Origin of the sequence: Pseudomonas sp. SHLD1 (genome assembly GCF_028640935.1) — a bacterium.
Classification (GTDB): Bacteria; Pseudomonadota; Gammaproteobacteria; order Pseudomonadales; family Pseudomonadaceae; genus Chryseomonas; species Chryseomonas aestiva.
This window is the reverse complement of record NZ_JAQZAD010000033.1, coordinates 3,028-22,836: the sequence shown is the minus strand read 5'-3', so window position 1 is coordinate 22,836 and position 19,809 is coordinate 3,028. Positions and strand designations below refer to the sequence as shown.

Genomic DNA, 19,809 nt, shown 5'->3' with positions numbered 1-19,809 from the left:
GCAGGCGGCCAGCCGAGAAAGACAGGGCGCTAATGAAGCTACAGCCGTCGCNTCGCTGCCGGTCAAGACCGGCAGCGACGTTGCACTCAGGCCGCGGCGATGAACAGGCAGAGGCAGCAAAATATCCCGCCGACCCAGGCCAGCGAACGCCGGGTGGCGTGGTCACGAATGTACAGCCAGGTATACGCAATGCGGCTCAGCAGGAAGAGGAAGGCCCAGAAGTTGATGGTGCCCTGGTCGGCGCCACCGGTGACGTGGGCGACGATCACCGCCGCGGCGAACAGCGGATTGATCTCGAAGGCATTCTGCTGGGCGGCGTTGGCCCGCGCCCGGGCACCCTCCAGCTTGCCGAGAAAGCCGCGCGGATCCCGATTGTCCTCGGGCGTGAAGCCGCTGCCCTTGAACTTAGCGTAGTAGGCCGCGCCATAGGGCACGAGGTAGACGAGGAAGATGCACCAGTAGGCGAAGGTCATGTCGGCGTCCCTGGAAGGATGAAGGTTCGCCTATCTGACCTGCCCCGCCGGGAAAAATCCACTCCGCCTCAGACGGCTGTGGCTCTGTGGGTCCAGCGCGCCATCAGCGCGGTCGCCACCGCGCAGAGCGCCAGCACCGCGCACATGGGCACCACGGTGCCGTTGTGCAGGGCACCCACGCTGCTGGAGGCCAGCGCCGCCAGGATGAATTGCAGGCTGCCCATCAGCGCCGAGGCACTGCCGGCATTGGCGCCCTGCCCGGCCAGGGCGCAGGCCGAGGCATTGGGCACGATGCCGCCAAGCAGGGCGATGGCGCAGAACAGCGGGATCATCAGCACCGGCAGCGCCTTGGGCTGGAAGGCGCCGACCAGCAGCAGGACCAGTCCCGCCGCGGCATAGGCCACCACCGCGCGCCGCAGCCAGAAGGCCGGTCCCTGGCGGACCACCAGACGGGCATTGAGTTGTCCGAGCAGGATGAAGCCGGCGGCGTTGAGGCCGAATACCCAGCCGTAGTGCTCGGGTTTGACGCCATAGAGCTCGATCAGCACGAAGGGCGAACCGGAGATGTAGGCGAACATCCCGGCCATGGCGATGCCGCCGGTGAGGGTGTGGCCGATGAAGGTGCGATCGCGCAGCAGCCGCAGGTAGTTGCGCAAGGCCCCCCGCAGCGGCGGCCGCGGATGGTGCGCCGGCAGGGATTCGGGCAGCCAGAGCGCCACCGCGGTGCCGCAGGCGGCGGCGAACAGCGCCAGGCTGACGAAGATCGCCTGCCAGCCAAAGGTGCTGAGCAGCAGACTGCCGGCGAAGGGCGCGATGATGGGCGCGATCCCGGTCACCAGCATGATCTGCGAAAAGGCCCGCGCCGCAGCCATCGGTTCGCAGAGATCGCGCACCACGGCCCGCGCGATCACCATGCCGGCGCAACCGCCCAGGGCCTGGACGAAGCGCGCGGCGATCAGCCAGGGCAGGCTGGGCGCCAGGGCACAGCCCAGCGAGGCCAGGCAGAACAGGCCGATGCCGATCAGCAGCGGCAGGCGGCGGCCGAAGCGGTCCGCCAGGGGGCCATAGAACAGCTGGCCGCTGGCGAGACCGGCGAAATACACCGCCAGACTCAGCTGCACGTGTTCGATGTCGGTGGCGAACGACCGGGCCAGCGAGGGGAAGCTGGGCAGGTACATGTCGATGGCGAAGGGAGCGAAGGCCGAGAGGGCCCCGAGAATCAACAGTAAGCGAAAGGTCATGAAGCCTGATCCGATGGAAGCGGAAGTGTCACGCAGTTACATACAATCATGTTTGTAAAAGCGGCGAGGCGCGCTAGACTGCGTGGCAGACCCACTGCCAGTCAGATCGCCCATGCGTCGTACGAAAGAAGAAGCCGAACAGACCCGCCAAGCCATTCTCGATGCGGCGGAAGCCCTGTTCCTGACCAATGGCGTGGCGCGTACCAGCTTGGAAATGATCGCTCGCGAATGCGGCGTTACCCGGGGGGCAGTGTACTGGCATTTCCAGAACAAGGCCCACCTGTTCCACGAAATGCTTAGCCAGATAAGGATCCCGGCCGACGAACTGACCGAGCGCCTGCGCGTCGACGGCGAGGAGGACAGCCTGCAGCGGCTGTTCAAGCTGTGCATCGAAGGCATGGCAAAATTCACCCAGCCCGGCCGGGAGCAGCGGGTGATGACCATCATGTTGCACCGCTGCGAGTTCACCGAGGAGCTGCGCGAGGCCGAGGAGCGCGATCTGCAGTTCCTGCGGCAGTTCATCCGCATCACCGACGCCCTCTTCACCGCCCAGGCGCATCGCCTGCAGCCGGGCGTGACGCCGCAGCTGGCCAGTCGGATGCTGCACAGCCTGTTTCTCGGCACCCTCTCGGACCTGCTACGCGACGAACAGACCTTCGCCCCGCTGCTGGCCGCCGATCAGGTGTTCACCACCTTCTTCCGCGCCATCGTGCGCGACTGGGTTCAATCGGCGACGGTATAGCCCGCCTGCTCGATGGCCGCGCGAAAGGGCGCAGCCACCTCGGCGCTGTCGATGCGCACCTCGCCCGCCTGCAGATCAACCTCCACCCGCGCGCGGTTGTCCACCTTGAGCACCGCGGATTCGATGGCGCTCACGCAGTGGGCGCAACTCATTCCAATCACCTTGATGACATGCATGGTCTGCTCCTGTCGGTCTTGACCTCTTTCTCCTGACGCCAGCGCCAGGCTCGGGTTCCAGTGTTGACCTTGACCCGAGGTCAAGGTCAACACTGAGCTCAGGAGGTGCCCATGCACGAATTCGAACTCTCCATCAGTGGCATGACCTGCGCGGCCTGCGCCGGTCGGGTCGAGCGCGCCCTGCAGAAGGTCCCGGCGGTCAGCGCGGCCGGCGTCAACCTGGCCAGCGAAAAGGCCCGCGTCAGCGCGCCGGTCGACGCGGCGCCCGCGCTGGCCGAAGCCATCACCGCCGCCGGCTACCGGGTGGCCGAGACCGAGCACGACCTGGCGCTGTCCGGCATGAGCTGCGCCAACTGCGCGGGGCGGATCGAAAAGGTCCTGCGTGCCGTGCCCGGGGTGCTGGCCGCCGAGGTCAACCTGGCCAGCGAAAGAGCCCGGGTGACAACCCTGGCCGCGGTCGAGACGCCAGCGCTGATCGCCGCGGTGGAAGCCGCCGGCTACGGCGCCCAGGATCGCCGCGCCGAAGACGAGCGTTCAATCCCCGCGCGTCAGGGCGTGCCCTGGGAACGTCTTGAGCTGGCCCTGGCGCTGCTGCTGGCCGCGCCGCTGGTCCTGCCCATGCTGCTGGCGCCCTTCGGCTGGCACCTGATGCCGCCCGCCTGGCTGCAATTCCTGCTGACGACGCCGGTGCAGTTCCTGGTCGGCGCGCGCTTCTATCGCGGCGCCTGGCATGCCCTGCGCGCACGCAGCGGCAACATGGATGTGCTGGTCGCCCTGGGCACCAGCGCCGCCTTTGGCCTGAGTCTCTATCTCTGGCTGGTCAAGGGCAGCCCGCACCTCTATTTCGAGACGGCGGCCATGGTCATCGCCCTGGTGCGCCTGGGCAAATACCTGGAGACCCGCGCCAAGCGCCGCACCGGCGCGGCCCTGCGCGCCCTGGAGGCCCTGCGCCCGGAAAGCGCCCGGCGCCTCGACGCGGACGGCGAGGAAGAAGAGGTCGCCCTGAATCGCCTGCGCCTGGGCGATCGCCTGCAGCTGCGTCCAGGCGAACGCATCCCGGCCGACGGCCGCATCCTGCAGGGTGAAAGCCAGGTGGACGAAGCCCTGCTCACCGGCGAAAGCCGCCCGGTCGCCAAGGGTCCCGGCGACGAGGTGGTGGGGGGCGCCATCAACGGCGAGGGCAATCTGCAGATCGAGGTCACCGCCCTGGGTGGCGAGACGGTGCTGGCCGGCATCATCCGCCTGGTGGAAGACGCCCAGGCCACCAAGGCACCCATCCAGCAGCGGGTGGATCGCATCAGCCGGGTATTCGTCCCGGTGGTGGCGGCCCTGGCCCTGGTCACCCTGCTCGGCTGGCTGCTGAGCGGCCACGCCCTGGAGCCCAGTCTGCTCGCCGCCGTGGCGGTACTGGTCATCGCCTGCCCCTGCGCCCTCGGGCTGGCCACCCCCGCCGCCCTCATGGCCGGCACCGGGGTGGCGGCGCGCCACGGCATCCTGATCAAGGACGCCGAAACCCTTGAACGCGCCCAGGGCATCACCACCGTGGTCTTCGACAAGACCGGCACCCTGACCGCCGGCCAGTTGCGCCTGCGCCAGCAGGCCACGGCACCCGGCATCGAGGAAGCCGAATTGCTGAGCCTGGCCGGCAGTCTGCAACGCGGCAGCGAGCATCCCCTGGCCGCGGCGGTCCTGCTGGCCTGTCGTGACCGCGGCCTGGACACCCCACCCGCCCGGGACGTGCGCGCCCTGCCCGGCCGTGGCCTCCAGGGTATTTGGCAGGAGCGCTCCCTGCTGCTGGGCAATGCGCGGCTCCTGGCCGAACGACAGCTGGACGCCGGCCCCCTGGCCGACGCCGCCCGCGCCTGGGAAGACCAGGGCCTCACGCTGTCCTGGCTGCTGGAGACCGGTGCCCCGGCGCGGGTGCTGGGGCTGCTGGCCTTTGGCGACGAGATCCGTCCGGGCGCCGCCCAGGCCATCGCCCAGTTGCGCGCGGATGGCATCGACAGCTGGCTGCTGACCGGTGACAACCGCGGCAGTGCCCGCCAGGTGGCTACCGCCCTGGGCATCAAGCACTGGGAGGCCGAGGTGTTGCCTGCCGACAAGGCCGCCGTGGTGGCCCGGCTGCAGGCGACCCGGGGCGGCGTCGCCATGGTCGGCGACGGCCTCAACGACGCCCCGGCGCTGGCCGCCGCCGAACTGGGCATCGCCATGGGTTCGGGCACTGCCGCCGCTCGCCATGCGGCCGGTATCACCCTGCTGCAGGAGGACCCGCGCCAGGTGGTGGCGGCACTGGACATCGCCCGGCGCACCCAGCGCAAGATCCGCCAGAATCTGTTCTGGGCCTTCGTCTACAATGTCATCGGCCTGCCGCTGGCCGCCCTGGGTCTGCTCGATCCGGTCTATGCCGGCGCCGCCATGGCCTTTTCCAGCGTCAGTGTCCTGGCCAATGCCCTGCTGCTCGGCCGCTGGCGCCCGTCTGGAGATCTCCTGTCATGAATATCGGTCAGGCCGCCAAGGCCAGCGGGCTTACCGCCAAGATGCTGCGCTACTACGAGCGCATCGGCCTGCTGGCACCCGCCGGGCGTACCGACAGCGGCTATCGCCAGTACGGTGCCGAAGATCTGCGGGTGCTGGCCTTCGTCCGCCGCTCGCGGGAGCTGGGCTTCAGCCTGGAGGAGATCCGTCAGTTGCTCAGTCTCTGGCAGGACCGGCAGCGTGCCAGTGCCGACGTCAAGGCGCTGGCCAAGCGGCACATCGCCGAGCTGGACCAGAAGATCGCCGAACTGACCCGCCTGCGCAGCACCCTGGGCGAGCTGGTGTCCTGCTGCCATGGCGACGCCAGCCCCGACTGCCCGATCCTCGATAGCCTGGGCGGCTGACGCAACCGCTGTCGCCCAGCGGGGTCCATCGCTTATCCCCCCGCTACCGAGGTACCTCCATGCAGACCCTGCACCGCTACCAGATCCGCTATCGCCTCAATGGCGAGTCCCTCACCCATGAGCTGGAGAGCTTCGAGCCGGTCACCGAAGAGGAAGCCGTGCTGCAGTTGCTGATCAAGCACGTCGAGGAACCCCAGGTGGTGGTCGATGCGCCCTGGGAACGCCATGCCCAGCCGAGCATCGCCCGTCGCGCCCAGGAAGCCGGGCTGAGCGACATCGAGGTCAGCCAGCGGGACTGACGGCCGGCCCAGGCAGGTGGCTTTGCGCTATAATTCCGCGCTTTTGTCCCCTTCGTTGGAGTGATTCATGACCCTGCCTCGCCTGCGCCTCAAAGCCAATGCCGACCGCCGTCTGCGCGCCGGGCACCTCTGGGTGTACAGCAACGAGGTGGACGTCGTCGCCACCCCGCTCACCGCCTTCGAACCGGGCGACCAGGCCATCCTGGAAACCACCAGCGGCAAGCCGCTGGGCCTGGTGGCGCTGTCGCCCAACAACCTGATCTGCGCCCGCCTGTTCTCCCGCGACACCGGCTACCTGCTGGACAAGTCGCTGCTGGTGCATCGCTTCAAGGTCGCCCTGAGCCTGCGCGAGCGGCTGTTCGGCAGCCACTGCTATCGCCTGGTCTACGGCGATGCGGATTTCCTGCCCGGCCTGGTGGTGGATCGCTTCAACGACATCCTGGTGGTGCAGATCGCCTCCGCGACCATGGAGCGCCAGCGCGACGCCATCCTCGCCGCCCTGCTGCAGGTGTTCAAGCCCCAGGGCGTGCTGTGGAAGAACGACGGCAGCGCCCGCACGGCCGAGGGTCTTTCCAGCTACGTGGAAGTGGCCTACGGCGAGGTCCCCGACTGGGTGGCGCTGGAAGAGAACGGCGTGCGCTTCGAGGCCCCGGTGCGCGAAGGCCAGAAGACCGGCTGGTTCTATGACCACCGCCTGAACCGTGCGCGCCTGGCGCCCTATGTCGAAGGCAAGCGGGTCCTCGACCTGTTCAGCTATATCGGCGGCTGGGGCGTGCAGGCCGCGGCCTTTGGCGCCAGCGAGGTCATGTGCGTGGACGCCTCGGGCTTCGCCCTCGACGGCGTGGAGCGCAACGCCACCCTCAACGGCCTGGCGGAAAAGCTGGTGTGCGTCGAAGGCGATGTCTTCGAGGCGCTCAAGGAACTCAAGGCCGGCGAAGAGAAATTCGACGTCATCGTGGCCGACCCGCCGGCCTTCATCAAGAAGCGCAAGGACCTGAAGAACGGCGAGGCCGCCTACCGCCGCCTCAACGAACAGGCCATGCGGCTGCTGAACAAGGATGGCATCCTGGTCAGCGCCTCCTGTTCCATGCACCTGCCCGAAGACGACCTGCAGAACATCCTGCTCGGCAGCGCCCGCCATCTGGATCGCAACCTGCAGATCCTCGAACGCGGTGCCCAGGGCCCGGATCATCCGGTGCACCCGGCCATTCCGGAAACCCGCTACATCAAGAGCTTCACCTGCCGTCTGCTACCCAGCTAAACTCCAGGCAAAGAAAAGCCGGACAGTGTCCGGCTTTTTTGTGTCTTTGCCGCCTCAGCTCAGGGCACGAATCAACTCGTCTTTCTTCATTCGCGACCGACCGCGAACGTTCTGCTCGGCCGCTTTCTTGACCAGCTCATCGCGCGTCATGTCACTGAGCGAGGTGCTGCCAGTGCGCGAACGCCGTGCCGCAGCGTGCCCGCCGTTGGGCGACCGGCCGTGCTTGGTCGCCACCGCACGCCGGGCGGAATCCTTGCGATCCGCGCTCTTGGCGGTACCGCTCTTGGTCTTGCCGGAGCCACTCTTTTCGCCACCGCCGGACTGCTTGTTCACCGTCGCCCAGGCCCGCGCCTCGGCTTCATCCTTGGAGACGCCTTTTTTCTCGTAGCTCTCCTCGATGTGCTCGGCCTTGCGTTCCTGCTTGTCGCTGTACGTGGATTTGTCGCCGCGGGGCATGGCAGTCTCCTGGCTAGTCTTCCGCCTTGATGGTGGCCACGTCGGCTGCCTTCACCCGCACATGACGACCCGCCACATCGGTGAATTCATAGAAGCCGTCGGCCGTCTTGGTATTGGGCCTATCTTCGGTGATGTACTGGGTACCGTCCTGCAGGGTCACCACCGTCTCGGTGGAACAGGCCGTCAGTCCCAGCAGGGTCAGGGCCAGCAGTCCACCACTCAATAGGCGCTTCATGGGGCTTCCGGTGCGACGCGATGGATGGAGACATCGTGCAGCGCCACCAGCGCTTGTCCGGACTCGATGTCGGCAAGGTGAAAGCGCTCGTCGTTGATCGCATCCAGGTGCCGGCAGGCCAGTTCGCGGACCACGTCGGTGATGGGTACGTCCAGGTTGCTGATACGGTCGGTATAGCTTTCGCCCAGCAATTTGTAGTGGATTTCGTAGTGGCTATCGGTGTCGTCACGCATGAGGGGTCTCCGCGAAAAGGCTGCCCGACTCGGGTTATTTCTATAGAGCCTGGGCAACCAGAGCGGTTCTTTTCCACCCGTCAGACGCCGCCGAACGGTCGTCTGTCAAGTACCGGGAACCGGCTCTGGCGCAAGAGTTCAACGCCCTGAGCGCATCTGCTGCAACAGGGCGCTGCACTGGGCGCCCTGCTCGTTGCTGGGCGCCACCAGTGCCAGCAGACCGGCGGCCGGCGCTGCGAAGGTGGCCAGCAGTGCTGCCGCCGCACCGCGGGCCGCCAATGGCAATGCCTTGACCCCCGGCGAGGGACTCTTCAGGGTACCGCGCACATAGAGCGGCGAGCGCAGCGAGAAGATGCGCAGGCCCTTGCTGTGGGGATCGACGGTGAGATCCAGGCGCTCGCTCGCCAGGTTGACGGTGCCGGTGATGTTGATCAGGGCGTTCTCGGTGTCGAGCACGAAGACCTGAGGCTGCACCAGGCCCTTCTTGAAGTCGAGATCGGCGACCGCACAGTTGATCTCCACCTCGTCGTCGCCGAACAGCCGATCGACCAGGTAGTTGCCGACATTGAGTCCGGCCAGCTCCATCAGGCTGCGGCTGATACGGCCGTCGTTCATCAGCAGCTTGAGTTCGCCGTTGCTGGTGCCGAGCAGCGCCGCCACGGAATTGCCGGTGCCACTCAGGGTGGCGTCGCCATTGAGCTCGCCCATGCTGCGCTTCATGGTCTCCACGGTGGGGAACAGCTGATTCAGCTTGACCCGGCGCACGTGCAGATCGACCCGCCCCTGCAGCGGCGTCTTGTCGCCTTCCAGGCGCACCGTGGTGTTCAGATCGCCCCCGGCCACGCCGAAACGCAAGGGGTCGAGCAGCAGCACACCATCGGTCAGGCGCACATGGGTATTCAGATCGGTGATCGGCAGCTGCGCGTTCTGCACGATGCGCTTGCCGGTGAAGCGTACGTCGGCATCCATGGCGCGCCAGCGATCGGTGCGGAATTCGGAGACCGGCAGCGCCTTGTCCGCCGGCTGCTGGCTGGTCTCGCCCTTGGCCGCCTGCTGCTCCTTGGTATCGGCGCCGATCAGCGGTGCCAGGTCCTCGAACAGCAACTGATCGGAACGCAGGGTGCCACTGAGCTTGGGTCGCGGCTTGCCACCGGTGAACAGCACCTCGCCATGCAGATCGCTCTTGCCGACCCGGCCATTGAAGTCCTCATAGCTGAAGCGCGCGCCCGCCGGATCGTTGAGCTTGACCGTGAGATGGCCATCGGTGGCATAGGGCGCCGTCTCCGGCAGGGTGACCCCGGTCAGCGGATAGAGCTGCGCCAGGCTCTTGCCTTCCAGCACCAGGTGCAGATCCAGAGCGCCCAGGCGCCGCGGATCGGTCAGGGTGCCAAAGACCTGGACACGGGTCTCGCCCGCCCGGGCATCGAGCTGGATGGGGAAAGGCGCATCGGCGTCCTGCAGCGCCAGCAGCCCGCCGATCTGGCCACGGCCACTGACCGGCACCTGCTTGTAGCTGCCGTCCACCGCCAGGGCGAACTGGAAGGGCTGGGTCTGCTTGACGTTGGAGCGCTGGCGCGAGGTGCCCTGCTTGCCCACCAGATCGGCATAGGCGATGGGCGCGTCCAGGGAAGTGATCCGCGCGCGCAGCCGGGTCGCGGTCTGGGCATCGTCGACGCCGACCTGGCCGGCGTCGAAGCCGATGGTGCCGATGTCGACGGTCCAGGCCGAAGGCTCGGCCTTGGGGTCCTTCTCGGCGGTCTCGAAGGTCCAGCTGTTGCGGCCATCGGCGAGTCGCTGGGCATTGACCACGGGCCCGCTGAGGTCGATGCGCGGGATATAGATCTGCTTGGCCAGCAGGGCCAGCGGCGAGATCCGCAACTGCACTCGGTCGAGGTGGACGAAAGTCTTTTCCTTCGCCCAATCCGGGTTGCCCAGGGTCAGGTCTTCGGCGGCGATGTGCGGCCAGGGAATCCAGGCGCGCCAGCCGCCCTGATCCGGCTCGCGGTGCCAGACCACGCCCAGGTTGCCCTCGATGGCGAAGGGCCGGTGCAGGGCGCTCGACACCTGCTCGTTGATGGTCGGCTTGAGCCGATTCCAGTCGAAGGTGGCCAGCACCACCACCAGCAGGACGAACAGCAGCAGGATGATTCCCAGCAGCCAGGCGAGGATCTTGCGTGGGCGCGTCATGGCCGCCTCCTTGGATTTCCGTTCCCTCTTGGGTCTGCTCAGCGCAGCGGGGTTCCCTGGACAGCCATCATGCCTTGCGTTGGCGCAGGGCGAGCAGCGCCACCGCCACCCCGATCAGGGTCAACAGCAGCAGACTGCCACGCAGGCCGACCTGCCCCGCCACGGCGCCGATCAGCGGCGGGCCGAGCAGGAAACCGAGATAGCCGGCCGTGGCGGTCATGGCGATACCCGCAGCCGGCGTCTCGGCCACCTGGCCGGCGGCGCTGAAGGCCGCGGGCACCACATTGGACAGGCCCAGGCCGACCAGCGCGAAGCCGAGGATGGCGGTCCAGGGCGCCGGCAGGAGGACCGCCAGCGCCAGTCCCAGAGTCGCCAGCAGGGCACCGCCAACGATTACCTGGGGGCCGCCGAAGCGAGCGCGGATGCCGTCGCCGAACAGCCGGCCCAGCAGCATGGTCAGCGAAAAGGCCGCATAGCCCAGGGTGGCCACCACCGGACTCGCCCCGCCCACCTGGCCCAGGTAGACGGCGCTCCAGTCGGTCATGGCGCCCTCCAGCATCAGGCAGCCCAGGGCGATCAGTCCCAGCGCCAGGACCCGCCGATCCGGCAGCCGCAGGGCCTGACTCACCGGACTGCGATCGCCTTCGTCCAGGGCCAGGGCGGCGGGCAGCGCCAGCACCAGCGCCGCCAGGGCCGCAGTCAGCAGCACCGCCAGCGCCGAGGCGCCCAGGTGCAGCACCAGCGCCCCCAGGCCGGCGCCAAGAAATCCGCCCAGGCTGAAGGCGGCGTGGAAGGACGACATCAGCGGGCCGCTCCAGCGGCTTTCGACATCGCTGGCATGGGCGTTCATGGCCACGTCGATCAGCCCGTTGCAGGCGCCGAGCAGCAGTGCGCAGGGCAGCAGCCAGCCCAGGGACGGCGCCACCCCGGGCCAGCTCAGCACCAGCACGAAGGCCAGGATGCTCAGCCGGGTGAGGCGTCCGGTGCCGCCCAGGCGCGGCACCAGCACCCCGGCGAAGGGCATGGTCAGCAGGGCGCCCAGGGCGACCGCCAGCAGCACCAGACTGAGTTGGCCGTCGCCCAGCACCAGATCGCGCTTGAGTTCGGGAATGGCCGCCGCCCAGCCGCCGATCCCGCAACCGTTGGCGAGAAAGACGGTAAAGGTGGCGCGACGTTGGCGACGCAATACGGCAGCAGTCATGACGATCCTTGGGCGCGAGTCTGGCGATCGAGCGAATGCAGCTGCAGCCCGGCGTCACGATAGGGCTGCAGGCGCTCCTCGCTCAGCCCCGGTTCCAGCACCAGATGGTTCAGCTGATCGAGCCGGAGCACGTGATAGAAGGCCACGCTGTCGAGCTTCTCGGCGGTCACCGCGACGGCGACCTGGCTGCTCTGCTCGGCCACGGCCACCTTGAATTCGGCTTCTTCCAGGTCGAAGCCGGTCACGCCGGTTTCCACCGCCAGGGCGCAGGTCCCGAGAAAGGCCAGGTCGGCGCGCACGCCACGCAGGTCACGCAGGGCCCGGGCGCCCAGGCAGGCACCCGACTCCGGCGCGGCCAGGCCGCCGATCATCAGCACCCGGATCCCCGGGCGCTGCAGCAGCGCCGCGGCGATCACCGGTGCATTGGTGGCCACGGTCAGGTCGAGATCCATGGGTAGCGCCTGGGCGATGGCCAGATTGGTCGAGCCGGCGTCCAGCAGCAGCAATTGCCCCCGTTGCGCCAGCCTGGCCGCGGCTCGCCCGAGTGTCTGCTTGGCCGCATCGTCCTGAGCGATACGCGCCGGCAGCGCCTCCGGCGGCGTCAGCAGCGAGAGCGCCCCGCCGTACACCCGACGGCACAGGCCCTGGCGGGCCAGTTCGCGCAGGTCGCGACGCACGCTGTCTTCGGAAATGCCCCAGGTCGCGGCCAGTTCGGCCGACAGGACCCGGCCCTGTTCGCGCAACAGGGCCAGGATCGCGGCCTGGCGTTCTTCGGGAAGGTGGACGGCTGCGTTCATGCTGATACTCCAAGAGGACCAGCACATCATGCACAATCATTTACGACCGTGCAACATCACGCACTGGACGACGCCTTGCTCCGGGCATCCAGCCAGCGGCCACCAAAGACATTGATCAGCAGCCCGAGCATGACCGCCACGCCGCCCACTTCCTGCTGAGTGGTCATCTGCTCACCCAGCAGCACGGCGGCCGAGCTCAGCCCCACCACCGGCACCAGCAGCGAAAAGGGCGCTACCTGGCCGGCCGGATAACGCGACAGCAGCCGGCTCCAGATGCCGTAGCCAACCAGGGTAGCGATAAAGGCCAGGTAGACGATGGCAAAGACCGAGCCGCCCGACAGCGACGTCAGCGCCGTGGCGATCTGCTCGGGGCCTTCAAGCAGCAGCGACAGGATGAAGAAGGGGATGGGGGGGATCAGGCTGCCCCAGACCACCAGGCCGAGCATGTCCACCTTGCCGATCTTCTTGGTGACGATATTGCCCAGCCCCCACATGGCCGCCGCCGCCAGGGTCAGCAGGAAACCGGCCAGGGTCATGGTGACGCCATGTTCGGTGCCGATCAGCAGCAGGCCGAGCGCCGCCACCAGCAGCCCGACCAGACTCGCCCGCCGTACCTTTTCCCCGAGGAAGGTAGCGGCGAAGGCCAGGGTAAAGAAGGCCTGGGCCTGCAATACCAGCGAGGCCAGCCCAGCCGGCATGCCCACGTACATGGCCGAGAACAGAAAGGCGAACTGGCCCAGCGAAATGGTCAGGCCGTAGGCCAGCAGCAATCGCCAGGAGACCTGGGGGCGTCGCACGAAAAGGATGGCCGGAAAGGCCGCCAGGCAGAATCTCAGGGCGCCCAGCAGCATGGGCGGCACGCCATGCAGGCCGAGCTTGATGACCACGAAGTTCACCCCCCAGGCCAGGATGACGACCAGTGCCAGCAACAGATCCCGGGGTGCCATCGACAACTCCTTGAACACGTTCAGATAGATAGGCGGCTACCCTACTCCTTTGTGTCCGCGCTGCGGCGTCACAGTTGCCCACAAATTCGGCCAGTCACTCTCTGCAAAAGAAAAACCGCAGCCTGGGCTGCGGTTCGTCGGGATCAGGCACTGCGCTTGTCGCGCAGGGGGTCGTGGCCCCAGTTCATAAGCGACTTGCGCCAGCGCGAGTCTTCGATGTCGCCGTCCGGTCGCTGCTTGAGATGGCGATGCACATAGCCGATGACCTTGCGCATGGCCTTGTAGTCATCGTCTTCCAGTTCGGCCTGGCGCTTGCCCTTGAGCTCCAGGATACGCTCACCCATGGCATGGCCGACCGCCTTGCCATCGTTGGCCGCCGTGACCTTCTTGCCACCCTTGGTCATGCCCACGCCCTTGCTGGTGTCGCCACTGAGCCATTTGCGCAACTGGCTCGGGGTCATGTTGACCACCTGCTTGAACTCGCTGCGGACGTCTTTCTTGTCGTCATCGGCCGCCTTCTTGGTGCTCATTTTTCACCTGCCTTTTGCAACGCCTTGACCAGTTCGTCTTTCTTCATGCGCGAACGCCCCCGCACCTCGCGGCGCGCCGCTCGCTTCATCAGCTCGTCCTTGGTCAGGCCGGCTAGGCCCGACTCACGCGCCGCGGCCGTTTTGCGCGCCACATCGGCGGGTTGCTTGGAGTGCTGCTGGCCCCGTCGCGTGTCACGGCGCTTCTTGGCGGTGGTGCGCTGGTACTCTTCCTTGCTCAGGGAGTCCCGGGCCTTTTCCGGCAGATAGCGTTCGCTGGTCTCCTCGTACTTCTTGCCGGAGCGGGTGTCCCACTTCTCGTCGGTCCACTGCTGCAGATGATTGTCCTTGCCCTTGTCGCCCTGGTATTCGCCACCGCGCTTCTGGTACTCCTGGGAGGCCAGTTGCGCCTTGCGCGCCGACCACTGACCGGGCTTGCCGCCCTTGTCGCCCTCGGTAATCTCTTTCTTCACCTTTTCCCAGAGTTCGGGATCGCTCTTCTTGGCCGTCGCACTCATGGCTCACCTCGGATTGGGGGTCACTGCAGTCGCTGTCTCTAGGATGACTGTCCAACCGAAACGGGGGTTCGCGCCAGGCGACGAACGCCCCTACCCCGCGTCTTCCGGTATCCAGAGAAAGCCATGTCCCTCGCCACCCTGCTCCGCCGTCGCCTGATCCCGCTGCTCTTCGTCACCCTGCTGGTAGGGGTTGGGGTCCCCTATGGCTGCTCGGAATTGGCCTATCGCGAACGCCAGTGGGTCTTCAGCATCGAGCCCGGCAACGCCAGCTGGTTCACCGGCGTGCCGGAAGGCGTCCGCCAGTTCAATCTGCCGGTCCCCGACGGCCTGACCGGCACCGACTACCTGCACGCCTGGTGGTGGCCCGCCCGCCGTCCGGACGCCCCCACCCTGCTCTATCTGCATGGCACCCGCTGGAATCTCACCGCCCAGGTCCGGCGCATCGCCACCCTGCGGCAACTCGGCTATTCGGTACTGGCCATCGACTATCGCGGCTTTGGCGAAAGTCCTGGCGACGTGCCCTCCGAACGCAGCGTCTACCAGGACGCCCGTGTCGCCTGGAAGTACCTGCAGAGCCTGCAGCCCGATCCCCGCAAGAGATACATCTATGGCCACTCCTTGGGCGGCGCCGTCGCGGTGGACCTGGCCTGGCGCATCGCCCGCGACGGGGATCCCACGGGCGACTACCCCGCCGCGGCCGGCCTGATCATCGAATCCACCTTCACCACCCTGGCCGATGCCGCCTCGGCGGTAGTCGACACCCGCTTTCCCCTGCGCTGGCTGATGTCGGAGAAATTCGATTCCCTGGACAAGATCCCGGACATCCATATCCCGGTGCTCATCGTCCACGGTGGCGACGATCGCTATGTGCCTCCACGCTTCAGCGAGGCCCTCTATGCGGCGGCTCGGCCGCCCAAGCGTCTGCTGCTGATCCCCGGCGGGACCCACTCCAACAGCATGGTGATAGGCACGCGCGACTACGCCGCCGCCTTGCGCAAACTGTTCGGCGGCGCTCAACTGAGTGAAATGGAAAAGGGGCAATCATCGACGGGAAGCTAGAGACTTTCTGAAAGGCATCGACGGCGCTGATAGTCACTATCTGGCCAGTCTATTTTTTCTGGCCGGTCCTGCTCGGGATACTGAACGCACTCCAGCACAGTTTCCCCAGAGGACACCACCATGAACCTGCGTATCGCCTTCGGTTTCGCCCTGACCGCCCTGGCCCTGAACACCTTCGCCCAGGACTTCGCCTTCACCCCGAACGCTGCCACCCAGATCGCCGAGGAATCCGGCCAACGCCCACTGGGCCAGCTGATCAAGCAACAGCAGCAGCGCCTGCAGCAACGCACCCTGGCCGAAGAATCCAGCCTGCGGCCGCTGGGTGAGGTCATCAAGCAGCAGCAACGCCAGCTGCAGGAACGCCGGATCGCCGAGGAATCCAGCCTGCGCCCCCTGGGTCAGGTCATCGAAGACCAGCAGCAGCGTCTTGGTGACGATGCAGTGGCCGAGGAATCCGGCCAGCGCCCCATGGGTCGGCTGATCGACCGCCAGCAGCATCACCTGCAGAATGGCGCCCTGGCCGAAAATGGCTCGGCCCAGACCCTCGACCGCCTGATCAAGGCCGGCCAGACCCGTCAGGCCTGAGCCCTACCTGTCCCTTCCTGCCCGGCCTCGCGCCGGGCTCGCTCAATGGATCTTCTCGCTACCCGGCCCAATGCTGGCAGGGGCCTCCACCACCATCTCCTGCGGCACCTCGTCGATACGCGGATCCAGTGCCGCCGCCATCGGACTCACCGAATCCGGCATGGCCACATGATGCAGTGGTGCCGCGTCCAACCGGTGCTCGCCGCTGACGAAACGGGGCTGCACGAAGACGATCAGGATCAGCGCATAGGCCGAGGTCAGCACATAGAAGGTGCCGGGGCCGAAATGCTCCATGGCCGCGCCGGCCAGCAGTGGCCCGATGCAGGCACCGACGCCATAGGTGGTCAGCAGCATCGCCGACAACTCCACCCGCCGCTCGGGCTCGACGTGATCGTTGGCAAAGGCCGTGGCCAGCGGATAGAGGGTGAACAGCAGCATCCCCGAGACGAAGCCCGCGGCCAGCAGCCAGGGATAGGGCAAGCTGATCAGCCCCCACAGCGGTACCGCCGCCAGGCACAGCAGCACCGCATTGGCACGGATCAGCTTGCAGCGGTCAAGACGATCCGACAGCCAGCCCAGCGGCCACTGCGCGCAGAAACCCGCGACGATGCACAGCCCGACATAGAAGCTCGATTGCGCCGTATCCAGGCCACTGCGACTGGCGAATACCGGCGCCAGGCCATAGAAGCCCCCTACCAGCAGGCCCGCGGTAAAGATGGTCACCAGCGACTGGGGTACCCGCTGCCAGAAGAAACGGATTTCCAGCGGCGCCGCCACCAGCTTGGCCGGGTGCACCCGGCGGGTCATGGCCAGGGGAATCAGGCAGGAGGCGAAGCAGATGGCGACCAGCAGCAGCGGCTTGTAGTCGAGTTGCGGATGCCAGGCCAGCAGCGCCTGGCCGATCACCAGCCCCAGGTCCACCGCCACCATGTAGCCGGCGAATACCTTGCCGCGCTGGTGATTTTCCGCCTGCTCGTTGAGCCAGCTCTCGATCACCATGTACTGGTTCATCATCACCACGCCCATGACGAATCTCAGCGCGATCCAGACGTTCAGGTCATCGATCAGGGCGTGGATCAGCACGGTGACCGTCGCTGCGCCCGCGCAGGCCACATAGGAACGGATATGGCCGACACTGGCGATCAGCCGATGGCCGAACTTGCCACCGCAGACCAGTCCGAAATAGTAGGCCGCCATCAGGGCGCCGGTCCACAGGTCCCCCGCCCCCTCGCCGGTCAGTCTCAGACCGATATAGGTGGTGAAGAGGCCGGAGCCGGCCAACATCAGGAGAGTAGCGAAATAGAGCGCAGGAAAGGTAACGAGAGGGCTGAACATCAGGGATCACATGAAAAGAAGCGGAAAGCCAGAACGGACCAGCCGGGGCTGATCGTCGGGACTACGGAAGGAAAAGCATCCGGAGATAGCGCCGGAAATCACTCCGGCTCTTGGCGCCTGCTGGTCTCGGTACGCTGGCGCTGCCGCCACTGATCCAGATAGACCACCTGGCCGTGCTCGGGCTTGGCCTGATAGGCAGGCGCCGAAGCCACCACCGAATCCGCTGTTGGGCGTTCCACCTCGGGCACCACGAAGGGCGCGAACTCGACCTTGGCCAGCGTCTTGCCAAACAGAGCCAGAGAGGCATCGAGCCGCTCTTCGCCCGTCACGGTGAATTCGAAGGCGAACAACCGCGCCAGGCGCTTGCGCCCCTTGGCATCGGCCAGCCAGCGAAAGCGGGAAAAGGCCACGGCGCCATCGAGCAGCATGACCTTGCGGCGACGACACTCCTGCTCGGCCAGCACCAGCGCCCGTTCGCGAATGCCGTGGGCGTGCCAGAACCACAGGCCAATGCCGACTGCGCCCAGTAACAGGCAGAGATTACCTAGCGTCAGCATCTTCGCTCCTCATCGAAGGGTACCGCCGTCACTGACGCCGTGCAGCGTCACCAGATGCCGTCTCGTTCAACAGGCGAATGTTTTCACGCTCGCCTTTGTACAGCGCCAGAGGGGCGATTTCCTTACCCAGCAACGGCACCTGCTGTTGGTGCCATATGTAGTAGAAAACGTTCAGTACCACCAATAGCAGAAACAACCAACGCATCATTCGTTCTCGAGCGGACACGCCAAAGCCAATCCAGCAAACACCATATCGGGCACGATTCGCGCGCCCGGAACGACATGTTTGACCAGTTCCGCGTCACCCCCGGTCAGAAAGATCTCGCAACCTTCGGCGAACATCTCCTGAGCCAGTTCGTACTGGGTACGGACGAATCCCTTGAGCATGTACAGACACCCACGCTCCACGGCCTCGCTGGTCGTGCGTCCCGGCGCCTCGTAGCGTTCACCACTGGCCCAATGTGGATCGTAGCGGATCCGCCGGGTATGGGTCTGCAGTTCCCGACGCATCAACGGAATCCCCGGACAGATGAACCCTCCCTGGTGTTCGCCTTGGGCATCGACCAGATCGGCCGTGACCGCGGTGCCCAGGTCCAGGACCACGCAAGCCTTGCCCTCGGCCAGTTGCACCGCGGCCAGGATCACCAGCCAGCGATCCATGCCCAGGCGCTGATGATCACGATAGCCATTGCGCACGCCATTCCAGACCTCGACCGGAACGGCCTGGTGACAGGGAATGCCGAAGGTAGCGGTCAGCCGCTCCTTGAGCTGCTGGGTCTCTTCGTCACTGCGCACGCTGACCAGGCGACAAGCCGCCACGGGCGGTGTATCCGGCTGGGACAACGCAGCCACCAGGGCATCGTCGCTGTCGACGATGCCCGTAGCGGCCACTTCGGCGCCGGCGGCGAGCAGCCGCCACTTGATCAGGCTGTTACCGCAATCGAGTTCAAGAATCATGATCTAGGCTCAGGCTCAATTCGCCACCGCTGAAGGCCTGTGTCCGACCGTCTACATGCATGAGGATAGCCCCATCTTCGGCAACTCCTGCCACTGTGCCCTGAATACAGCGAACCCCCGAAGACAGGGTTACCGCTCGACCTTGCCAGCCATGATAACGCTCCCACTCGCCACGCAGGGCGGCGAATCCGACCTGGCGGTGAATCTGCCACAGGTTATCGATCTCGCGGAGCAGCAGGCTGGCAACCTGGTTGCGATCCTGCAGACCGCCCAGGGCTTCGGCCATGGAGATCCAGGGCTGATCGATGTTGTCGGCCAGACGCATGTTGACGTTGATACCGATGCCGATGATGGCCTGACAGACGTCCTGCGGATCACCCGACAATTCGATGAGGATGCCGGCCAGCTTGCGGCCACGCACCAGGATGTCGTTGGGCCACTTCAGGCAGGCGTCCTCGACGCCCAACTGTTGCAGCGTCCTGATGACCGCCAGGCCCATGGTCAGGCTCAGGGCCTGTAGCTTCTGGATCCCGCCCTGGCTGGACACCACGGCGGTGAGATAGAGATTCTTGCCATAGGGACTGACCCAGGCGCGCCCACGACGGCCACGGCCGGCCTGCTGATGCTCGGCCAGCAAGGCGAATGGAGGCAATTGCTGATGCAGACGCCGCTGCGCTTCGGCATTGGTGGAGTCGATGGAAGCCAGGACCGCTACCGGCCAGCCGCCCTCCCGGGCGATCCGCTCGGCATCGAGCAGCGACAGCGGCTCTTCCAGGCGGTAACCCCGGCCCGGCACCTTGAACACCTCGACGCCCAGGTCATCTTCCAGCGTCTTCAGCCGCTTCCAGATGGCACTTCTGGAGACGCCCAGGGCCTCACCAAGCTCGACGCCGGAATGAAATTTTCCATCACTCAGCAGTTTCAGCAACGGCATTCCCAGACTCCGTTCGACTTTCTTCCGCCCCAAAGACAACACCCCCGCCAGAGTGAACTGAGCGGGGGTGCTGGGTGTTAGGCGCTTGACGATGACCTACTCTCACATGGGGAAACCCCACACTACCATCGGCGATGCATCGTTTCACTTCTGAGTTCGGGAAGGGATCAGGTGGTTCCAATGCTCTATGTTCGTCAAGCAATTCGGTTG

24 protein-coding genes and 1 rRNA gene are annotated in these 19,809 nt (G+C 66.3%); 7 read left to right on the top strand and 18 right to left on the bottom strand.

Going from position 1 to position 19,809, the window contains the following annotated elements; all coding sequences use genetic code 11:
- Positions 1–86: 86 nt before the first annotated feature.
- Together PVZ77_RS23135 and PVZ77_RS23130 are read right to left on the bottom strand one after the other, a co-directional pair.
- On the bottom strand, positions 87–473 hold the full coding sequence (locus PVZ77_RS23135) for an MAPEG family protein (RefSeq protein WP_273809686.1): 387 nt from the start codon (positions 471–473) through the stop codon (positions 87–89).
- Positions 474–541: 68 nt separating this feature from the next.
- Positions 542–1,714, bottom strand: a complete 1,173-nt coding sequence (locus PVZ77_RS23130) for a multidrug effflux MFS transporter (protein ID WP_273809685.1) — start codon at positions 1,712–1,714, stop codon at positions 542–544.
- 112 nt (positions 1,715–1,826) lie between these two features.
- Between PVZ77_RS23130 and PVZ77_RS23125 the strand changes: the two genes are divergently transcribed.
- A complete protein-coding gene (locus tag PVZ77_RS23125) occupies positions 1,827–2,456 on the top strand; it encodes a TetR family transcriptional regulator (protein ID WP_273809684.1) in 630 nt (209 codons plus the stop codon).
- Here PVZ77_RS23125 and PVZ77_RS23120 read toward each other — a convergent pair.
- Positions 2,438–2,632, bottom strand: coding sequence for a cation transporter (locus PVZ77_RS23120; protein WP_273809683.1), 195 nt, complete (start codon positions 2,630–2,632; stop codon positions 2,438–2,440). The genes PVZ77_RS23125 and PVZ77_RS23120 overlap by 19 nt on opposite strands.
- 111 nt (positions 2,633–2,743) lie before the next feature.
- Here PVZ77_RS23120 and PVZ77_RS23115 point away from each other — a divergent pair, with 111 nt between their 5' ends.
- The 4 genes from PVZ77_RS23115 to PVZ77_RS23100 all read left to right on the top strand — a co-directional run bounded on the left by PVZ77_RS23115 (position 2,744) and on the right by PVZ77_RS23100 (position 7,071).
- On the top strand, positions 2,744–5,128 hold the full coding sequence (locus tag PVZ77_RS23115) for a heavy metal translocating P-type ATPase (protein WP_273809682.1): 2,385 nt from the start codon (positions 2,744–2,746) through the stop codon (positions 5,126–5,128).
- Positions 5,125–5,511: a Cu(I)-responsive transcriptional regulator gene (gene cueR, locus PVZ77_RS23110; protein WP_271654026.1), complete on the top strand. Its 387-nt coding sequence runs from the start codon at positions 5,125–5,127 to the stop codon at positions 5,509–5,511. The genes PVZ77_RS23115 and cueR overlap by 4 nt, the downstream gene beginning before the upstream one ends.
- 59 nt (positions 5,512–5,570) lie before the next feature.
- Positions 5,571–5,810 carry a hypothetical protein gene (locus PVZ77_RS23105; RefSeq protein ID WP_273809680.1) on the top strand — a complete coding sequence of 80 codons (240 nt, stop codon included), beginning with the start codon at positions 5,571–5,573 and terminating at the stop codon, positions 5,808–5,810.
- Between the two features lie 67 nt (positions 5,811–5,877).
- The gene (locus PVZ77_RS23100) at positions 5,878–7,071 is read left to right on the top strand and encodes a class I SAM-dependent rRNA methyltransferase (protein ID WP_273809679.1); all 1,194 of its coding nucleotides are present in this window, start codon (positions 5,878–5,880) and stop codon (positions 7,069–7,071) included.
- Positions 7,072–7,125: 54 nt separating this feature from the next.
- Here PVZ77_RS23100 and PVZ77_RS23095 read toward each other — a convergent pair whose 3' ends face one another.
- The 9 genes from PVZ77_RS23095 to PVZ77_RS23055 all read right to left on the bottom strand — a co-directional run bounded on the left by PVZ77_RS23095 (position 7,126) and on the right by PVZ77_RS23055 (position 14,172).
- Positions 7,126–7,527, bottom strand: coding sequence for a Rho termination factor N-terminal domain-containing protein (locus PVZ77_RS23095; protein ID WP_273809678.1), 402 nt, complete (start codon positions 7,525–7,527; stop codon positions 7,126–7,128).
- A gap of 13 nt (positions 7,528–7,540) precedes the next feature.
- On the bottom strand, positions 7,541–7,762 hold the full coding sequence (locus PVZ77_RS23090; RefSeq protein WP_042138265.1) for a YgdI/YgdR family lipoprotein: 222 nt from the start codon (positions 7,760–7,762) through the stop codon (positions 7,541–7,543).
- Positions 7,759–7,995 carry a hypothetical protein gene (locus PVZ77_RS23085; protein WP_133862860.1) on the bottom strand — a complete coding sequence of 79 codons (237 nt, stop codon included), beginning with the start codon at positions 7,993–7,995 and terminating at the stop codon, positions 7,759–7,761. Before PVZ77_RS23085 ends, PVZ77_RS23090 begins: the two co-directional genes overlap by 4 nt.
- Before the next feature lie 138 nt (positions 7,996–8,133).
- Complete coding sequence (locus PVZ77_RS23080; protein WP_273809673.1) at positions 8,134–10,182, bottom strand: AsmA family protein; 2,049 nt, start codon at positions 10,180–10,182, stop codon at positions 8,134–8,136.
- Between the two features lie 67 nt (positions 10,183–10,249).
- Positions 10,250–11,383 (bottom strand): MFS transporter, encoded by a 1,134-nt coding sequence (locus PVZ77_RS23075; protein WP_273809671.1) that lies wholly within the window; start codon positions 11,381–11,383, stop codon positions 10,250–10,252.
- Positions 11,380–12,180 carry a DeoR/GlpR family DNA-binding transcription regulator gene (locus tag PVZ77_RS23070; protein ID WP_273809669.1) on the bottom strand — a complete coding sequence of 267 codons (801 nt, stop codon included), beginning with the start codon at positions 12,178–12,180 and terminating at the stop codon, positions 11,380–11,382. Before PVZ77_RS23070 ends, PVZ77_RS23075 begins: the two co-directional genes overlap by 4 nt.
- 56 nt (positions 12,181–12,236) lie before the next feature.
- A complete protein-coding gene (locus PVZ77_RS23065) occupies positions 12,237–13,127 on the bottom strand; it encodes an EamA family transporter (RefSeq protein ID WP_273809667.1) in 891 nt (296 codons plus the stop codon).
- Between the two features lie 143 nt (positions 13,128–13,270).
- Positions 13,271–13,657: a DUF3140 domain-containing protein gene (locus PVZ77_RS23060; protein ID WP_273809665.1), complete on the bottom strand. Its 387-nt coding sequence runs from the start codon at positions 13,655–13,657 to the stop codon at positions 13,271–13,273.
- Positions 13,654–14,172 carry a hypothetical protein gene (locus tag PVZ77_RS23055; protein WP_273809663.1) on the bottom strand — a complete coding sequence of 173 codons (519 nt, stop codon included), beginning with the start codon at positions 14,170–14,172 and terminating at the stop codon, positions 13,654–13,656. Before PVZ77_RS23055 ends, PVZ77_RS23060 begins: the two co-directional genes overlap by 4 nt.
- Positions 14,173–14,295: 123 nt before the next feature.
- Here PVZ77_RS23055 and PVZ77_RS23050 point away from each other — a divergent pair, with 123 nt between their 5' ends.
- Together PVZ77_RS23050 and PVZ77_RS23045 are read left to right on the top strand one after the other, a co-directional pair.
- Positions 14,296–15,231 carry an alpha/beta hydrolase gene (locus tag PVZ77_RS23050; RefSeq protein WP_273809662.1) on the top strand — a complete coding sequence of 312 codons (936 nt, stop codon included), beginning with the start codon at positions 14,296–14,298 and terminating at the stop codon, positions 15,229–15,231.
- Positions 15,232–15,351: 120 nt separating this feature from the next.
- Positions 15,352–15,816 carry a hypothetical protein gene (locus tag PVZ77_RS23045; RefSeq protein WP_273809660.1) on the top strand — a complete coding sequence of 155 codons (465 nt, stop codon included), beginning with the start codon at positions 15,352–15,354 and terminating at the stop codon, positions 15,814–15,816.
- Positions 15,817–15,858: 42 nt separating this feature from the next.
- Here the strand turns inward: PVZ77_RS23045 and PVZ77_RS23040 are convergent, their stop codons facing one another.
- From PVZ77_RS23040 to rrf, 6 genes are all read right to left on the bottom strand, one after another.
- Positions 15,859–17,151 carry an MFS transporter gene (locus tag PVZ77_RS23040; RefSeq protein ID WP_273809659.1) on the bottom strand — a complete coding sequence of 431 codons (1,293 nt, stop codon included), beginning with the start codon at positions 17,149–17,151 and terminating at the stop codon, positions 15,859–15,861.
- A gap of 98 nt (positions 17,152–17,249) precedes the next feature.
- Entirely contained in the window at positions 17,250–17,708 is a 459-nt protein-coding gene (locus tag PVZ77_RS23035; protein WP_273809658.1) for a DUF3301 domain-containing protein, read from the bottom strand.
- A 28-nt stretch (positions 17,709–17,736) separates the two neighbouring features.
- Positions 17,737–17,916, bottom strand: a complete 180-nt coding sequence (locus PVZ77_RS23030; protein WP_037006863.1) for a hypothetical protein — start codon at positions 17,914–17,916, stop codon at positions 17,737–17,739.
- Positions 17,913–18,665 carry a type III pantothenate kinase gene (locus tag PVZ77_RS23025; RefSeq protein ID WP_273809655.1) on the bottom strand — a complete coding sequence of 251 codons (753 nt, stop codon included), beginning with the start codon at positions 18,663–18,665 and terminating at the stop codon, positions 17,913–17,915. Before PVZ77_RS23025 ends, PVZ77_RS23030 begins: the two co-directional genes overlap by 4 nt.
- Positions 18,655–19,599, bottom strand: a complete 945-nt coding sequence (gene birA / locus PVZ77_RS23020; protein ID WP_273809654.1) for a bifunctional biotin--[acetyl-CoA-carboxylase] ligase/biotin operon repressor BirA — start codon at positions 19,597–19,599, stop codon at positions 18,655–18,657. The genes PVZ77_RS23025 and birA overlap by 11 nt, the downstream gene beginning before the upstream one ends.
- Positions 19,600–19,682: 83 nt before the next feature.
- Positions 19,683–19,798 (bottom strand): 5S ribosomal RNA (gene rrf, locus PVZ77_RS23015).
- Positions 19,799–19,809: the final 11 nt, after the last annotated feature.

Bases quoted from the DNA above. Each gene is read 5' to 3' on its own strand.
- PVZ77_RS23135 (WP_273809686.1), bottom strand. From the start codon at position 473: ATGACCTTCGCCTACTGGTGCATCTTCCTCGTCTACCTCGTGCCCTAT.
- PVZ77_RS23130 (WP_273809685.1), bottom strand. From the start codon at position 1,714: ATGACCTTTCGCTTACTGTTGATTCTCGGGGCCCTCTCGGCCTTCGCT.
- PVZ77_RS23125 (WP_273809684.1), top strand. From the start codon at position 1,827: ATGCGTCGTACGAAAGAAGAAGCCGAACAGACCCGCCAAGCCATTCTC.
- PVZ77_RS23120 (WP_273809683.1), bottom strand. From the start codon at position 2,632: ATGCATGTCATCAAGGTGATTGGAATGAGTTGCGCCCACTGCGTGAGC.
- PVZ77_RS23115 (WP_273809682.1), top strand. From the start codon at position 2,744: ATGCACGAATTCGAACTCTCCATCAGTGGCATGACCTGCGCGGCCTGC.
- cueR (WP_271654026.1), top strand. From the start codon at position 5,125: ATGAATATCGGTCAGGCCGCCAAGGCCAGCGGGCTTACCGCCAAGATG.
- PVZ77_RS23105 (WP_273809680.1), top strand. From the start codon at position 5,571: ATGCAGACCCTGCACCGCTACCAGATCCGCTATCGCCTCAATGGCGAG.
- PVZ77_RS23100 (WP_273809679.1), top strand. From the start codon at position 5,878: ATGACCCTGCCTCGCCTGCGCCTCAAAGCCAATGCCGACCGCCGTCTG.
- PVZ77_RS23095 (WP_273809678.1), bottom strand. From the start codon at position 7,527: ATGCCCCGCGGCGACAAATCCACGTACAGCGACAAGCAGGAACGCAAG.
- PVZ77_RS23090 (WP_042138265.1), bottom strand. From the start codon at position 7,762: ATGAAGCGCCTATTGAGTGGTGGACTGCTGGCCCTGACCCTGCTGGGA.
- PVZ77_RS23085 (WP_133862860.1), bottom strand. From the start codon at position 7,995: ATGCGTGACGACACCGATAGCCACTACGAAATCCACTACAAATTGCTG.
- PVZ77_RS23080 (WP_273809673.1), bottom strand. From the start codon at position 10,182: ATGACGCGCCCACGCAAGATCCTCGCCTGGCTGCTGGGAATCATCCTG.
- PVZ77_RS23075 (WP_273809671.1), bottom strand. From the start codon at position 11,383: ATGACTGCTGCCGTATTGCGTCGCCAACGTCGCGCCACCTTTACCGTC.
- PVZ77_RS23070 (WP_273809669.1), bottom strand. From the start codon at position 12,180: ATGAACGCAGCCGTCCACCTTCCCGAAGAACGCCAGGCCGCGATCCTG.
- PVZ77_RS23065 (WP_273809667.1), bottom strand. From the start codon at position 13,127: ATGGCACCCCGGGATCTGTTGCTGGCACTGGTCGTCATCCTGGCCTGG.
- PVZ77_RS23060 (WP_273809665.1), bottom strand. From the start codon at position 13,657: ATGAGCACCAAGAAGGCGGCCGATGACGACAAGAAAGACGTCCGCAGC.
- PVZ77_RS23055 (WP_273809663.1), bottom strand. From the start codon at position 14,172: ATGAGTGCGACGGCCAAGAAGAGCGATCCCGAACTCTGGGAAAAGGTG.
- PVZ77_RS23050 (WP_273809662.1), top strand. From the start codon at position 14,296: ATGTCCCTCGCCACCCTGCTCCGCCGTCGCCTGATCCCGCTGCTCTTC.
- PVZ77_RS23045 (WP_273809660.1), top strand. From the start codon at position 15,352: ATGAACCTGCGTATCGCCTTCGGTTTCGCCCTGACCGCCCTGGCCCTG.
- PVZ77_RS23040 (WP_273809659.1), bottom strand. From the start codon at position 17,151: ATGTTCAGCCCTCTCGTTACCTTTCCTGCGCTCTATTTCGCTACTCTC.
- PVZ77_RS23035 (WP_273809658.1), bottom strand. From the start codon at position 17,708: ATGCTGACGCTAGGTAATCTCTGCCTGTTACTGGGCGCAGTCGGCATT.
- PVZ77_RS23030 (WP_037006863.1), bottom strand. From the start codon at position 17,916: ATGATGCGTTGGTTGTTTCTGCTATTGGTGGTACTGAACGTTTTCTAC.
- PVZ77_RS23025 (WP_273809655.1), bottom strand. From the start codon at position 18,665: ATGATTCTTGAACTCGATTGCGGTAACAGCCTGATCAAGTGGCGGCTG.
- birA (WP_273809654.1), bottom strand. From the start codon at position 19,599: ATGCCGTTGCTGAAACTGCTGAGTGATGGAAAATTTCATTCCGGCGTC.